General features: G+C 69.9%; 12 protein-coding genes and 1 riboswitch. Of the genes, 4 read left to right on the top strand and 8 right to left on the bottom strand.

All coding sequences use genetic code 11. The annotated features are described in order from the left end of the window. Positions 1-141: 141 nt before the first annotated feature. From ACZ3HL_RS31010 to ACZ3HL_RS31000, 3 genes are all read left to right on the top strand, one after another. A complete protein-coding gene (locus ACZ3HL_RS31010; RefSeq protein ID WP_465535030.1) occupies positions 142-495 on the top strand; it encodes a nuclear transport factor 2 family protein in 354 nt (117 codons plus the stop codon). Positions 496-562: 67 nt separating this feature from the next. Then, complete coding sequence (locus ACZ3HL_RS31005) at positions 563-1297, top strand: HAD family hydrolase (protein WP_465535029.1); 735 nt, start codon at positions 563-565, stop codon at positions 1295-1297. After that, complete coding sequence (locus tag ACZ3HL_RS31000; protein ID WP_465535028.1) at positions 1294-3654, top strand: glycoside hydrolase family 65 protein; 2361 nt, start codon at positions 1294-1296, stop codon at positions 3652-3654. The genes ACZ3HL_RS31005 and ACZ3HL_RS31000 overlap by 4 nt, the downstream gene beginning before the upstream one ends. 4 nt (positions 3655-3658) lie before the next feature. On the opposite strand, the gene ACZ3HL_RS30995 is transcribed toward ACZ3HL_RS31000, so the two are convergent. The 4 genes from ACZ3HL_RS30995 to ACZ3HL_RS30980 form a co-directional block, all read right to left on the bottom strand. Further along, positions 3659-3838 carry a hypothetical protein gene (locus ACZ3HL_RS30995; protein ID WP_378443364.1) on the bottom strand — a complete coding sequence of 60 codons (180 nt, stop codon included), beginning with the start codon at positions 3836-3838 and terminating at the stop codon, positions 3659-3661. A 39-nt stretch (positions 3839-3877) separates the two neighbouring features. Further along, a complete protein-coding gene (locus ACZ3HL_RS30990) occupies positions 3878-4834 on the bottom strand; it encodes a Ppx/GppA phosphatase family protein (RefSeq protein WP_465535027.1) in 957 nt (318 codons plus the stop codon). Positions 4835-5036: 202 nt separating this feature from the next. Beyond that, positions 5037-6077 (bottom strand): LLM class F420-dependent oxidoreductase, encoded by a 1041-nt coding sequence (locus ACZ3HL_RS30985; protein ID WP_465418685.1) that lies wholly within the window; start codon positions 6075-6077, stop codon positions 5037-5039. Positions 6078-6156: 79 nt separating this feature from the next. Further along, positions 6157-9468, bottom strand: coding sequence for a DUF885 domain-containing protein (locus tag ACZ3HL_RS30980; RefSeq protein ID WP_465535026.1), 3312 nt, complete (start codon positions 9466-9468; stop codon positions 6157-6159). 135 nt (positions 9469-9603) lie between these two features. Between ACZ3HL_RS30980 and ACZ3HL_RS30975 the strand changes: the two genes are divergently transcribed. Then, the gene (locus tag ACZ3HL_RS30975) at positions 9604-10596 is read left to right on the top strand and encodes an AsnC family protein (protein ID WP_465535025.1); all 993 of its coding nucleotides are present in this window, start codon (positions 9604-9606) and stop codon (positions 10594-10596) included. Between the two features lie 41 nt (positions 10597-10637). On the opposite strand, the gene ACZ3HL_RS30970 is transcribed toward ACZ3HL_RS30975, so the two are convergent. From ACZ3HL_RS30970 to ACZ3HL_RS30955, 4 genes are read right to left on the bottom strand one after another with little or no spacing between them, the layout of a single operon-like run. Continuing rightward, positions 10638-11564, bottom strand: a complete 927-nt coding sequence (locus tag ACZ3HL_RS30970; protein ID WP_457952568.1) for an RluA family pseudouridine synthase — start codon at positions 11562-11564, stop codon at positions 10638-10640. Beyond that, a complete protein-coding gene (gene lspA / locus ACZ3HL_RS30965) occupies positions 11561-12124 on the bottom strand; it encodes a signal peptidase II (RefSeq protein WP_034319164.1) in 564 nt (187 codons plus the stop codon). Before lspA ends, ACZ3HL_RS30970 begins: the two co-directional genes overlap by 4 nt. A 24-nt stretch (positions 12125-12148) precedes the next feature. Then, positions 12149-12781, bottom strand: a complete 633-nt coding sequence (locus tag ACZ3HL_RS30960) for a hypothetical protein (RefSeq protein WP_465535024.1) — start codon at positions 12779-12781, stop codon at positions 12149-12151. Between the two features lie 19 nt (positions 12782-12800). Further along, positions 12801-14156: an aminotransferase class V-fold PLP-dependent enzyme gene (locus ACZ3HL_RS30955; RefSeq protein ID WP_465535023.1), complete on the bottom strand. Its 1356-nt coding sequence runs from the start codon at positions 14154-14156 to the stop codon at positions 12801-12803. A gap of 32 nt (positions 14157-14188) precedes the next feature. After that, positions 14189-14303: riboswitch (SAM riboswitch) on the bottom strand. Positions 14304-14418 lie beyond the last annotated feature (115 nt).

Here is a 14418-nt window from a genome sequence, read left to right as displayed (position 1 = left end):
AGACCGGGCCTCTGCTGGGAATGATCGTGATGTGGTGTCAAGATCACTAGCAGAGGCCCGACCCATACCCACAACCGGCATCAAAGACAGGCTCTAAGGCATTACCTCCGCGGTAATCGACAGCGGGGGCACGATGTTCTCATGACCACAGCCAAGAAGATCGTCCTCGACTGCTTCGAGAACCTGTTCGTACGCAAGGACTTCGCCGCCGCGGGCAAGAACGTGCACCCGGATTTCGTCACGCACAGCCCGGGATTCCCGTCCGGCCGCGACGCTTTCGTCGAAGCCATGCGGAATTCACCGATGGCGGACGCGGACGTCGAAGTGAAACGCGTCATCGCCGACGACGAGCATGTCGTCGTGCACCTGCACGTCGTCCGGCCGGGTGAGGAATCCGGTGCGGCCGTCGTCGACATCGTGCGCGTGGCGGACGGGCTCATCGTGGAGCACTGGGACGTCAAGCAGCCGGTGCCGCCCGGCGCGCGAATGTTCTAGGGCTCGTGATCCGCGCCGCCTGGCGAAGCCGAGCGGGCACCGGCGAGCGCGGGTAGCGTTGCCAAGCATGATCGGTCTGCCCGACACCATCACGGCCTGTCTCTTCGACCTCGACGGCGTGCTGACCGGAACCGCGGCCCAGCATCGCGCGGCGTGGAAGCGCACGTTCGACGAATTCCTGCGCGCCCGCGACGGCGACGCGTTCTCGCCGTTCACCGACACCGACTACGCGGCCTACGTCGACGGACGGCCGAGGGCCGACGGCGTCCGCACGTTCCTCACCTCTCGCGGGATCGAACTGCCCGAGGGAAGCCCGGACGACGGAATCGACGCCGCCACCGTCAACGGGATCGGGAACCGGAAGAACCAGCTGGTGCTGAAGATCATCGAGGACGAGGGCGTGACCCCGTATCCGGGTTCCGTGCGATATCTGGAGGCGGCGAAAGCGGCCGGACTGCGCATCGGCGTCGTCACCTCGTCGGCCAACGGCGCGAAGGTGCTCGACGCCGCCGGCCTGACCAAGTTCGTCGAAACGCGGATCGACGGGATCGTGATCGCCGAGAGGAACCTGCGCGGCAAACCCGCCCCCGATTCGTTCCTCGCCGGCGCCGAAGCGTTCGGTGTCGCACCGGCGAACGCGGCCGTCTTCGAGGACGCCCTCGCGGGCGTGCAGGCGGGCAAGGACGGCGGTTTCGGTTACGTGATCGGGGTCAACCGTGCGCACCACGCGGGCGAGCTGCTCGCGCACGGCGCCGACGTCGTGGTGGAGGACCTCGCCGAACTCCTGGAGGACCGCAAGTGACCGAATCGCTTCTCCGCGGCTACGAGGTCGCGCCCTGGGAGCTGCGCTGGCACGGAATGGACGTCGACGCGCTGCAGCGCACCGAATCGGCGTTCGCGGTGTCCAACGGGCACATCGGCCTGCGCGGCACGCTGGAGGAGGCGGAGCCGCGCGGGCTGCCCGGCACCTACCTCAACGGTTTCTACGAACAGCACGATCTTCCTTACGCGGAAACCGGTTACGGCTACCCCGAAGAGGGGCAGACCGTGGTGAACGTGACCGACGGCAAGGTCATCCGGCTGCTGGTCGAGGACGAACCACTCGACATGCGGTACGGCCAGGCGACCGAACACGACCGGGTCCTCGACTTCCGGAAGGGCACACTCGCACGCGACACCGTCTGGTCCTCACCGACCGGCCGCCGCGTCCGGGTGAAGACCGAACGTCTGGTCTCCTTCACCCAGCGGGCCGTCGCCGCGATCAGGTACGAGGTCGAACCGCTCGACGACGAACTCCAGCTGGTGGTGCAGTCGGATCTCCTGGCGAACGAACCGATCGAGTCCGACACGCGCGACCCGCGGGTCGCGGCGGCACTGGAGTCGCCGCTGGTCGGGGAATACCACCACGCGGAGGCGTATCACGCGGTACTGGTGCACCAGACCCGGCGGTCCGGGTTGCGGATGGCCGCCGCGATGGACCACAAGATCGACGTCTCCGACGGCGTGCGCACGCATATCGAGGCCGAGGAAGATCTCGCGCGGCTCACCATCGCCGTCGACGTGCCCAAGGGCGGGCGGCTGCGGATCACCAAGTTCCTCGCCTACGGCTGGTCCGCGCAGCGTTCGGTGCCCGCTGTGCGCGCTCAGGTCGAGGCCGCGCTGGCCGGGGCCCGCCAGACCGGCTGGAAGGGGCTGCTCGCCGAGCAGAAGGAGTTCCTCGACGACTTCTGGGAGACCTCGGACATCGAGATCGACGGCGACCCGGAACTGCAGCAGGCCGTGCGGTTCGCGCTCTTCCACCTCCTGCAGGCCGGGGCCCGCGGCGAAACGAGGGCGCTGGCGGGCAAGGGGCTGACCGGCCCGGGTTACGACGGGCACGCGTTCTGGGACACCGAGACCTTCGTCCTGCCCGTGCTCACCTACAGCATCCCGGACGCCGCCCGCGACGCGCTGCGCTGGCGTCACTCCACTTTGGACAAAGCACGGGAAAGGGCGGCACAGCTGGGTTTGCACGGCGCGGCGTTCCCCTGGCGGTCCATCAATGGCGCGGAGTGCTCCGCCTACTGGCCGGCGGGCACGGCGGCGTTCCACGTCAGCGCGGACATCTCCGACGCCGTCGTGCGGTACCTCAACGCCACCGGCGACGACGAGTTCATGCGGACCTGCGGCGCGGAACTGCTCCTCGAAACCGCGCGGTTGTGGTTGTCACTCGGGCATTTCGACCGGCGGGGCCGGTTCCGGATCGACGGCGTCACCGGACCGGACGAATACTCCGCGGTGGCGGACAACAACGTCTACACGAACCTGATGGCCCGCCGGAACCTGTTCTACGCCGCCGAAATCGTCGGCCAGCACGACGACGTCGCCCGGCGGTTCGAGGTCGGCGCGGACGAGGTCGCGTTGTGGCGCAAAGCCGCCGACGCGATGCTGGTGCCCTACGACGAGGATCTCGGCGTACATCCGCAGTCCGAAGGGTTCCTGGAGCACGACGAGTGGGATTTCGAGGCGACGGATCTCGATTTCTACCCGCTGCTGCTCAACTATCCGTACTTCGACCTGTACCGCAAGCAGGTGGTCAAGCAGGCCGATCTCGTGCTCGCGCTGCATCTGTGCGGGGATTCCTTCACCCCCGAGGAAAAGGCGCGTGACTTCGCGTACTACGAGGCGCGGACCGTGCGGGATTCCTCGCTGTCGGCGGGAACGCAGGCGGTGGTGGCGGCCGAGGTCGGGCATCTCGAACTGGCCTACGACTACCTCGCCGAGGCGGCGCTCACCGACATGCACGACGTGCACAACAACGTCCGCAACGGCCTGCACCTGGCCTCGCTGGCGGGCGCGTGGCAGGGCACCGTCGCCGGTTTCGGCGGCCTGCGCGACTACGGCGGCAGGCTGACCTTCGCGCCGAGGCTGCCGCCGCAGCTCCGGCGGATCGCGTTCCGGCTGACCTTCCGCGGCACCAGGTTCCAGGTCGAGATCGACGGCGAGGGCGCGACGTACCACGTGATCACCGGGGAACCGCTGGAACTGGCGCACCACGGCGAGACGTTCACGGTGACCGCCGAGCCGGTGCGGCTGCCGATCCCGGCGATCGATCCGGGTCCGGCGCCGGTGCAGCCCGCGGGCCGCGCGCCGGCGCGGAGGCAGCCGAAGGACGGGTGATCGCTCAGTCCGGCGGCTCGACCGGCACCTCGCCGCTGCCCGGCACGCCGTCGACCTCCTTTGTGCCGTGCGGGCCGATGTCGGGGTTGGGCGCGCTGGGCACGTCGGTCTTCGGCTGGATCCCGCGAAGGTCGTCGAGGTCTTCTTCTTCGTCCTGCCCGAAGCTCTTCTTGCTTTCCCTCATGTGTCCGGGGTACCCGCTCGCGGCCGGATGCGCCAGTCTTCAGGCGGCTTTCGCCGGTTCACCCTCCGGTGTGACCAGCCCGTCGAGCATGCCGAGCAGCAGCCCGTCCCTGGTGGACCACGGGCAGATGGCGACCTGGCCGCCGGCCAGCGTCAGCAGCGCCTCGGCGACGATCGCCCCCGCGAGCGCCTGGTGGGAGCGTTGCCGCGAGATACCCGGCAGCTCGGCGCGGCGTTTCGCGGGCAGCTTCGCCAGCCGCGGGATCCACGCGCGGAGGTCGTCGAGGTGCAGTTCCCTGGCGCGGGACGGCCGGTCCCCGGCGAGCCGGGCGAGCTGCCGCAGCACCTTGGAGCAGCCGACGGCGCGATGGTCGCGAATATGCGGGAGGACGTCCTGCATCGCGTCGCGGACCTCGTCGAGCACGTGTTCCCGCACCGCCCGCACGACCTTGGGCGACGGGCATTCGGTGGCGAACCAGTCGCGGGTCAGGGACCGCGCGCCGAGCGGCAGGGAATGCGCGAACCCGGCCTCCTCGGCGTCCCCCGCGGCGAGCTCGACGGTCCCGCCGCCGATGTCGAGCACCAGCAGCCCGCCGGCGGAAGCGCCGTACCATCGGCGCGCGCCGACGTAGGCCAGTTCGGCCTCGCGGCGGCCGGTGAGGAACCGCAGCTTGACCCCGGTGGCCTTCGCGACGTCGCGGACGACCTGCTTGACGTTGCTCGCGTCGCGGATGGACGAGGTGGCGAGCGGGTACACGCCTTCGACGCCGTGCTTGGCGGCCATCGTCATCCCCGCCTCGACCGCGGAAGCGACCGCGTCGATACCACGCCGGGTCAGGTTCCCGTCATCGTCGAGTTCCCGGTCCAACCGCAGCCGCGTCTGGTGGCTCAGCGCGGGGTCGAGCGGCGAACCACCCTTGGCCAGAACCACCAGCCGCGCACTGAACGACCCGACGTCGAGGACCGCGGCGGACGGCTCGCCGATCTGCTTGCGCACGCGAGGCACCTCACCTTCGTCGCGAACGGATTCCCCCGAGGTCTCGCTTTCACTCCTGATAATGGCGGATTTTCCGTCCGTTCAGGCGTGGTTTACGTGCTCTTTCCACCGGGATGGCGTTTTTTGACCACGAAGGGGGTACACCGGCGCAGGTCAAGCATACCTTATCGATACAGGTGAGAGGTTCGCCTCCCCTGCGTGCCTAATCGACGAGTTCGCGAAGCTTCGAAACCTGAGCCACGCGAGCTTCACGACCGGGCAGGAGCGGGTTGACCACCAGCGTGGTCGCACCGGCCTCGCGGAAGGCGGCGAGGCGCTCCTTGATGTAGCCCTCCGGCCCGATCAGCGAGATCGCCCTGATCAGCTCCTTCGGCACCGCGGCGGCGGCCTCGTCCTTCTTGCCGTCCAGGTAGAGGTCCTGGATGAGCTTCGCTTCGGCCTCGTAGCCGTACCGCTGAGCGAGACTGTTGTAGAAGTTCTTGCCGCGCGCGCCCATGCCGCCGATGTAGAGCGCCAGCATGCCGCGCAGGTGGTCCAGCATCCCTTCGACGTCGTCACCGATCGCCAGCGCGGTGCCGACGAAGGTGTCCAGCTCGCCCAGCGACGGGTCGCGCTTCGCCTTGCCCTCGGCCAGCGACGCGCCCCAGACCTCGGCGGCCTTCTCGGGGTGGAAGAAGATCGGCTCCCAGCCCTCGGCGAGTTCGGCGGTGAGCGCGACGTTCTTCGGGCCGATCGAGGCCAGCAGGATCGGGATCCGCGCGCGCACCGGGTGGTTGATCAGCTTCAGCGGTTTGCCGAGGCCCGTGCCCTGCTCGGGTGGCAGCGGGATCGAGTAGTGCGTGCCGGAGTGCACCACCTTCTCCCGCCGCCACACCTGACGGCAGATGTCGATGATCTCGCGGGTCCTGCCGAGCGGCGCGTCGTACTTCACGCCATGGAAACCCTCGATGACCTGCGGACCCGACGCGCCGATGCCGAGCGTGAACCGGCCGTCGGAGACGAAGTCGAGCCCGGCGGCGGTCATCGCGGTCAGCGTCGGCGTCCGCGTGTAGATCTGGAAGATGCCCGACGCGATCTGGACCCGTTCGGTCTTCGCCGCGACGTAGCCGAGCTGGCTGACCGCGTCGAACGAATAGGCCTCGGGGACGAAGACGATGTCCAGCCCGGCCTTCTCCAGCTCGACGATGTCCGCCACGCTGTCGGCGAAACCACCGGCGTAGCTGATCGCGGTCCCGATCCTCATCGGCATCTCCTAGCAGGTTACTGAGCGGTTGCTTAGCGACAGTATGCGCCGGGACGCCGCCTTTCGCCTGTGGCCCGGCTCACTGCGCGGCCACCCAGGCCTTCACCACGTCGTCCAGCACGCGCAGCGGCAGGATCCCGTTGCTCAACACGACCTCGTGGAAACCCTTGATGTCGAACCGGTCGCCGAGCGCGGCTTCGGCCTCGGCCCGGATCCGCTCGATCTCCAGCCGTCCCACCATGTACGACAGCGCCTGCCCCGGAACGGCGGCGTAGCGGTCGATCTCGGCCTCGATCTCGACCCTGGCCATCGGCGTGTTCTCGGCCAGATAGTCGACGGCCTGCTGACGGCTCCAGCCGAGCGCGTGCATCCCGGTGTCGACGACGAGCCGCCCGGCGCGCATCGAATCCTGGGTGAGCATGCCGAACCTGGTCAGGTCGCTGGAGTACAGGCCCATCTCGTCGGCGAGCCGCTCCGAGTAGAGACCCCAGCCTTCGACATAGGCGTTGACGTCGGCGTGCCCGCGCAACATCGGCAGGCCCTTGAGCTTGTGCGCGATGCAGATCTGGAAGTGGTGCCCCGGCACCGCTTCGTGGAATGCGATCGCCTCGCTCGTGTGCTTGGGGCGCTGCTCGGCCTCGTGGGTGTTCGCGTAGTAGGTGCCCGGCCGCGAGCCGTCGAGCGACGCCTCGATGTAGTACGCCAGCGTGCCGCCGGGCGCCTCCGCGGGCGGGACCGGCTCGACCTGGCACCGCTCCTCGGGCACGGTCGAGAACCACTGCGGGGCGACGGCTTCGGCGCGGGTGATGGCGTCACGCGCGGCGTCGAGCAGTTCGTCGCCGTCCCGCCAGCGCAGGGCCGGGTCGGTGCGCAGCCGCTCGAAGATCTCCTCGAGATCCTTGGTGCCGAAGATCTTCTCGCCGAGCTCGCGGTACTGGTCCGCCAGTTTCGCGATCATGTCGAGACCGGTGTCGTGCAGATCCTGCGCGGTGCGCTCGGTGGAGGTGTGCGCGCGGATCAGCGCGGCGTACTTCTCCTGCCCGCCAGGGAGCGCGCAGAGACCCGGCTCGGTTTCGGGCTTCGCCACGGGACGCAGCTCGCCGGCGAGGAAGTCGCGATACCGCGTGTAAGCGGGCCGGACGACCTCGGCCAGCAGCCGGTCCCGTTCGGTCTCGTAGCCCTCCACGGAAACGGACGCGGTGAGCGCCAGCGGATCCCCCGCCTCGTCACCGAGATAACGCTCCACGTAGGCGATCCCGCCTTCGACGAGGAAGCCGGGCGGGACCAGCCCGTCGGCCGCGGCCGCGCGCTGGCGCACGATCAGGGCGTCCAGGTAGGCACCCATGCCTTCCAGCCGCTTCAGGTAACCGCGGACCTTTTCCTCGTCGTTCAGCGACAGCACCGAAAGTTCGTTGAGCATGAACAGCGCGGGCGAGGCGAGCCCGTCGCTGACCGAGAACTCCGACGCCCGCGAATCGATGACGTCGATCATCGCCTTCGCCTGCTGGACCACGACCTCGCGGGTGACCATCTCGGCCGGGGAAAGCCCTTCGGTGGCAAGGGCTTCGGCGCGCTCGGCGATGGCGAGCGCCGACGCGCGCTGCGCGGCCGCGGCCTCCGCGCTCGGGTCGGGCAGCGCGCCTTCGTCGCCGGGGAGGCCGAGCAGGGAGCGCCACAGCGGAAGCTCCTCGAACTTGAGCTCCATCAGTTCGTCGGCGAGACCGTTCGGGGTGTCGCCGTGGCCGGCGACCCAGTCGCGGACCACGCCGTCCAGCACCGACAACGGCAGCGAACCGCCGCCGAGCACGACGTCGTGGAAGGCCTTGATGTCGAACCGGCTGCCCAGTGTCAGCTCGGCCGCGGCGCGGATGCGCTGGATCTCCAGCCGCCCCACCATGTACGACAGCGCCTGGCCGGGGAAGGCGATGTACCGGTCCACTTCGGACTCGATCTCCACGAGCGCCATGGGCGTGTTCTCGGTGAGGAAGTCGATGGCCTGGCGGCGGCTCCAGCCCAGCGCGTGCAGCCCGGTGTCGACGACCAGCCGTCCGGCGCGCATCGAATCCATGGTCAGCATGCCGAGCTTCGCGACGTCGTCGGAGTACAGGCCCATCTCGTCGGCGAGGCGCTCGGTGTACAGGCCCCAGCCCTCGGCGTAGGCGGTGAAGTCGCCGATGCGCCGCAGCAGCGGGAGTTCGGTGAGGCCCTGCGCGAGGCTCAGCTGGAAGTGGTGGCCGGGAATGGCCTCGTGGAACGCCGTCGCCTCCGCCGCGTGCCGGAACCGCTCCTCCGCCTTGTGGGTGTTGGCGAAGTAGATCCCCGGCCGGGAGCCGTCGACCGCGGGCCACATGTAGTACGCGGCGGGCGCGCCGGGCGCGGATTCGGCGGGAACCGGCTCGACCGTCCACGGCTGCGGCGGGATCCGGCCGAACCAGTTCGGCGCCTCGGCCTCGGCCCTGGTGATGGCCGCGCGGGCGGAGTCGAGCATCTCGTCGGCACCCGACCAGCGCAGGGCCGGGTCGGAGCGGAGCTTGGTGAAGATCTCCTGGAGGTCGCTGGTGCCGAAGACCCGGGAGCCGTACTCGCGGTACTCGGCGGCCAGCCCCGCGATCACGTCGAGCCCGGTCTGGTGCAGCTCGCGCGGGGTGCGGTCGGTCGTCGTGTGCATCTCGGCGAGGAGGGCGTAGATGCGCTCGCCGTCGGGCAGCCAGCAGACGCCGGGCTTGTCCTCGGGGCGGCCGTGCGGCGCGATCTCCTTCGCTAGCACCTCGCGGTATTCGGCGATCGCGGGCCGGACGACATCACGCAGCAGCTCGGCGCGGCGGGTCTCGAAGTCCTCGTCGGGCGCGGGCTGGCGCAGCAGCGGATCGGCCGACGGGTCGGCGAGGTGCCGGTCGAGGTAGGCGACAGCGGCGTCGACGAGGTACGCGACCGGGACCAGGCCGCGGGCGACGCCGTCACGGTGCCGCTGCGCGGCCTGCCGCAGGTACTCCGGGATCGCGGCGATCCGCCCGAGGTGCGCCTCGGCCTGCGCGCCCGTCCCGACCGACATCATCGGCAGCACGGTGAGCACCTCGGCGGCGGGCGAGATGAACAGGTCACTGACGGTGAACTCGACGAACCGCGAGTCCAGCAGGGCGATCCTCGCCCGCGCCATCGCGATCAGGACGTCACGGGTGGTCTTCTCCTCGGCGCTCAAATCGTCGGTGGCGAGCGCCTCGGCCCGCTCGGCGAGCCTGGCCAGCCGCGCGCGGAAGGCGTCCCCCGCGGCCTCGCTGAGATCGCCGAGCCCGGTCGATTCCGGACGGAAGCCCTGCAAGGCGGGCATGACCGGCTCGGCGTCGAAGAGGGCTTCGACGAACTCGTCGGCGAGGGCGGAGACTTCGCTCATGTTTTCTTTCCCCAGAGGTCGATGGAGGCGGTAACCCGACCCTAATGGAGACCGGGTACTACCGAAGCCGGGTTTTGCCGCGCTCGGGCGGCCTCTCCCCGCGGCGCCGGGAGCGAGACGGTAGCGTTCCCGGACGTGGCCGTGACCGATCCCGTGGACATCCGCCTGCTCGCCGCCCTCGCGGACCTGGGCAAGGCGGCCGTACACGAACTCGCGGCCAAGGTCGGGATGGACCCGCGCGAGGTCGCGTACCGCCTGGTCGCCCTGTCCGGCAGCGGATTGCCGCTGCTCGTGGGCGTGGAAAGCGACCCGAACGGGCTTCGGACCGCCATCGCGGGCGCGCCGCCTTCGTGGGCTCAGCAACCTCAGCAGCCCCAGCAGCCTCCGCAGCCTCAGCGTCCGCCTGGGCATTCGGGACCGCACAACGTCCAGGGCACCCCCTCCGGGCCGTACAACGTCCAGGGGACGCCGTCGGGCGCGTACAACGTGCACGGCACGCCGTCGGGCCGCTACCCCGGACCGCCGTCGGCCCCGGTGCGTCAGCCGATGGCGCCGCCTCCGCGGCCCCCTGCCCCGCCGCCGCAGCAGTTCGCGCCGCCCCCGATGGCGCCCGCCGACCCCGTGATGAGCACCTGGGGCGTCCCGCAGACCGCGTCCTGGGCGCGCGGCGACGAACAGCAGGTCACCCCGCAGGCCGCCCCGGAGGGCAAGAAGGGCCGGACCGGTGACGTGATGGAGACCCAGGGCCTGGAGGGCGAGCAGCTCACCGTCCAGCTGCTCGAGGTCCAGGACCCGGCGGACTACCTGTTCAGCGCCGCGGGCTACTCGCTGGAAGCCGGGGAACGGTCGGTCGTGGTGCACACCGAGATCACCAACCGCGGGAACATCCCGTTCGTGTCGCTCCCGGACAACTACCTCGAACTGCTCACCGCGGACGGCAAGCCGATCACGAAGGCGCCGGTCTCGCTGACCTCGCGGCCGCCGCACAAGATCGGCGTCCGGCCAGGGGAGACCCTGGGCGGGCACACCGTCTACGTGCTGCCGGACGCCACCCGCGTGGTCGCCGTGCGCTGGTCTCCCCGGCCCGAGCCGGACGAGCGCACGCTGACCTGGTCGATCGAGGACTGACGCGCCCGTGCCGCATTCAGAGGACTAAACGCGGCACGTGCCTAGTTCTCGTCCTGCAGGATCCGGAGCGCGTTCGCCAGGTCGTCCGGGTACTCCGACTCGAACTCGACCCAGCGCCCGTCGGACGGGTGGGCGAAGCCGAGCGTCTTCGCGTGCAGCCACTGCCGGGAGAGCCCGAGCTTGCGCGCCAGCACCGGGTCGGCACCGTAGGTCAGGTCACCGACGCACGGATGCTTGAGCGCCGAGAAGTGCACGCGGATCTGGTGCGTGCGCCCGGTCTCCAGTTTGATCTGGGCCAGCGACGCGGCGCGGAAGGCCTCGACGACCTCGTAGTGCGTGACGCTGGGCCGCCCGCCCTGGACGACGGCGAACTTGTAATCGTGCCGGGGATGCCGGTCGATCGGCGCGTCGATGGTGCCGCGCGTCGGGTCCGGGTGGCCCTGCACGATGGCGTGGTAGCCCTTGTCGACGGTGCGTTCCTTGAACGCCCGCTTCAGCACGGTGTACGCGTGCTCGCTCTTCGCCACGACCATCACGCCGGTGGTGCCGGCGTCCAGCCGGTGCACGACGCCCTGACGCTCGGCGGCGCCCGAGGTCGCGATGCGCAGCCCGGCGGCGGCGAGCCCGCCGACGACGGTCGGCCCGGTCCAGCCGGGGCTCGGGTGCACGGCGACGCCGACCGGCTTCGAGATCACCACGATGTCGTCGTCGTCGTGCAGGATCTTCATGCCTTCGACGGGTTCCGCGACGACCTCGATGGCCGAGGCCGGATCGGGCAGCGTCACTTCGAGCAGTCCGCCGGCGGTCAGCCGGTCCGACTTCCCGGCGGGCCTGCCGTCGAGGAGGATCTCGCCGGATTCGGCCAGTTCCGCCACGACAGTGCGGGAAAGACCCAGCAGTTTCGCCAGCCCCGCGTCGACGCGCATGCCGTCGAGCCCGTCGGGAACGGGCAACATCCGCGCGCTCATTCGCTCGCCGCTTTCTTCTTGTCCTTGGTGGATGTTCCGTCGTAGTCCTTGCCCAGCAAGGAAAGGATCACGATGAGCACGCCGCCGACGCAGATCGCGGAGTCGGCGACGTTGAAGATCGCCCAGCCCTGCCCGTTCGGCGCGAACGCGGAGATCATGTCGACCACGTGTCCCTGCAGCGGCCCGGGCGCACGGAAGATCCGGTCGGTCAGGTTGCCGAGCGCGCCGGCCAGCACCAGGCCGAGGCCGATCGCCCAGCCGACCGAGCGCAGCCGCCGGGACAGCCAGACGATGGCGATCACGACGGCGATCGCGACCAGCGCGAGCACCCAGGTCAGCCCGGTCGCCATCGAGAAGGCGGCACCGGGGTTGCGCACCAGCTGGAAGTACACGAGCCCGCCGAGGAACTCGACCGGTTGCTTGCCCTCCAGCGTGGACACGGCGATCTGCTTCGTGAGGAGGTCGATCCCCCACAGCACCGCGGCGACGGCGAACACCACGGCGACGCGCTTCTTGGGCAGCGGTGGCGACGGTGGCGCCGTTTCGGGCTCTGTACTCACTCCCCCATTGTCCACTGAGCGTGTTCAGGACTCCTCGGCGGCCGTCTTCGGCCTGCTCAGCAGCGCCGCGAACGCCCCGGCGAGCACGACCAGCGACGAAAGCACCAGCGCGAGCTGTCCTCGCGCGAGCACGACCGCGCAGAGCGCGAACGCCGCGGCCACGACGAGCACCAGCACACTGCGCTCCAGCCACGCGAGCCCCGCCAGGCCGAGCGTCAGCAGGATCGCGCTCCGGGTGTCGCCGTCGAGAGCGAATTCCCAGTAGCCGACCAGATCCGCCAGCACGATGGCGACCAGTCCGCCGAGCGCGATCGCGGCGACCTTCCACCAGCGCATGGCCTTCGTCCGGATGGCATAGAACAGCACCGTGCCGAGGTAGACCGCCAGGACGGCGAACAGCCAGCCGTCGTTCCGGCCGGCGATGTCGAACGACGCGTCCAGTGCGGCCACGTTCGCGCGGCTCATTTCGACCCCGTACAAGCCCGCGTATTTGCCATCACCGACGCCATACAGATCCTGGGTCAGGAACTGCTGGGCACCGGCGGGCGCGTAGGCGAACCAGCCCCCGGACCACATCCCGCCGAAGGCCACCACGATCAGCTGAGCGAAACCCAGCAACGCCAGCGGAAACCAGTAACGCGGTCGTTCGTTCCCCATGCCGGGTGAGGGTAGTGGGTCAGGAGCAGAACGGGGGAAGCTCCCGCGGGTCGTTCTCCGGCACCCAGCGGCCCTCCGGCTTCTCGTACTGCCAGCGCGCGCCGCGGGCGACGATCTGGCGCAACGCCAGGACGATCCGGTCCACGTGCTCGGTGGTGCTGCCGAGGCCGAGGCTGACCCGCACGGCCTGCTGCCCCGTGGAACCGGCCACGGCGATCAGCCGCTTCGTCGCCACATGCGCGCAGAACGCGCCGTCCCGCACGCCGATTCCGTACTCCGCGGACAACACCGCGGCGAGCCAGCCCGGGTCGAAACCGTCGACGACGAAGCTGAGCGTGCCGACCCGGTCGACCGGCGCGTCGAACAGCCGCAGTTCGGCGAATCCGGGGATGGCGGCGAGACCGCGACGCAGGCGCGTCAGCAGTTCCTCCTCGTGGGCGACGATGCCGTCCCAGTTCGCGGCCAGGGTCTCGCAGGCGACACCGAGCGCGTGGACGCCGACGGTGTTGGGCGACCCGGCTTCGTGCCGCTCGGGACCGGAATTCCAGACCACGCCGAGGTTCTCGGAGTCACGGTTGACGAGCTTCGTCGCGCCGCCACCGGCGAGGTACGGCTGAGCCGCGCGCAGCCAGTCGGCGCGGCCGATCAGCGCGCCGGCCCCGAAAGGGGCGTACAGCTTGTGTCCCGAGATCGCCACGTAGTCGACGTCCAGTTCGCGAATCGAGATCTTCCGGTGCGGCGCGAGCTGCGCCGCGTCCAGCGCGATCCGGGCGCCGTGCCGCCGCGCGACGGCCGCGATCTCCTTGACCGGCAACAGTTCCCCGGTCACGTTGGACGCACCGGTGAGCACCACCAGCCGCGGTCCCTGCGGGCAGTCCGCGAGCGCTTCGTCCACAGCGGACACCGCGGCGAGCCGGGTCCGAGGGGTTTCGATCCGGCGGACGTTCGGCCCCTTCCACGGCAGCAGCGCGGCGTGGTGCTCGGTGTCGAACACGACGACAGCCGTGTGCTTCGGCAGGCTGCGCGCGAGAAGGTTGAAGGAATCGGTGGTGTTGCGGGTGAACACGACGGTGTCGGTCGACCGCGCGTCGACGAAGTCACGCAGGATTCCGCGCGTGCGCTCGTAAAGCTTGGTCGAGACCTGCGACGCGAACCCGGCGCCGCGGTGCACGCTGGCGTACCAGGGCAGGAATTCGTCGACCGCGGCACGCACCTTGTCCAGACAGGGGGCGCTCGCCGCGTGATCGAGATTGGCGTAGCCGATGTCGCCGCCGGTGACCAGCGGAACCCGCAGATCGGCGCACGCGACCGCCGGGATTTCGTACGTGACAACGGTTTCAGCGGGGGTGTTCGTGCGTTCGAGAGCGAGAGTCATCGTCATCCTCCGGGCCAGGGGACCCGGCGAGGATCCCGCGCTTGCCCGTCGCACCACGCGACGAGCCAGGTCCTCACCCGGGGCACCCCACCGCGGAAGGAGGGTTGCCGGTCAGCTAGCCGGGGCTTGACGCTGACACTCGTGACCTACGGACGAAGTTAGCGGATGAGCGGCCGATCGAGCCAGCCCTCGTCCGCATCTTGAGACGCCGCTCACGTGCTCCGCAAGCGGGAAGAACCGCTGCCCGGCGCCGCGCCGCGCC

It is taken from the genome of Amycolatopsis sp. NPDC000009, from assembly GCF_055563465.1.
The sequence above is the reverse complement of the archived record's forward strand: the minus strand, read 5'-3'. Positions and strand labels throughout refer to the sequence as shown.

Coding starts and splice junctions, on each gene's coding strand:
- ACZ3HL_RS31010 (WP_465535030.1), top strand. CDS start 142: ATGACCACAGCCAAGAAGATCGTCCTCGACTGCTTCGAGAACCTGTTC.
- ACZ3HL_RS31005 (WP_465535029.1), top strand. CDS start 563: ATGATCGGTCTGCCCGACACCATCACGGCCTGTCTCTTCGACCTCGAC.
- ACZ3HL_RS30995 (WP_378443364.1), bottom strand. CDS start 3,838: ATGAGGGAAAGCAAGAAGAGCTTCGGGCAGGACGAAGAAGAAGACCTC.
- ACZ3HL_RS30985 (WP_465418685.1), bottom strand. CDS start 6,077: ATGAGGATCGGGACCGCGATCAGCTACGCCGGTGGTTTCGCCGACAGC.
- ACZ3HL_RS30980 (WP_465535026.1), bottom strand. CDS start 9,468: ATGAGCGAAGTCTCCGCCCTCGCCGACGAGTTCGTCGAAGCCCTCTTC.
- ACZ3HL_RS30970 (WP_457952568.1), bottom strand. CDS start 11,564: ATGAGCGCGCGGATGTTGCCCGTTCCCGACGGGCTCGACGGCATGCGC.
- ACZ3HL_RS30960 (WP_465535024.1), bottom strand. CDS start 12,781: ATGGGGAACGAACGACCGCGTTACTGGTTTCCGCTGGCGTTGCTGGGT.
- ACZ3HL_RS30955 (WP_465535023.1), bottom strand. CDS start 14,156: ATGACTCTCGCTCTCGAACGCACGAACACCCCCGCTGAAACCGTTGTC.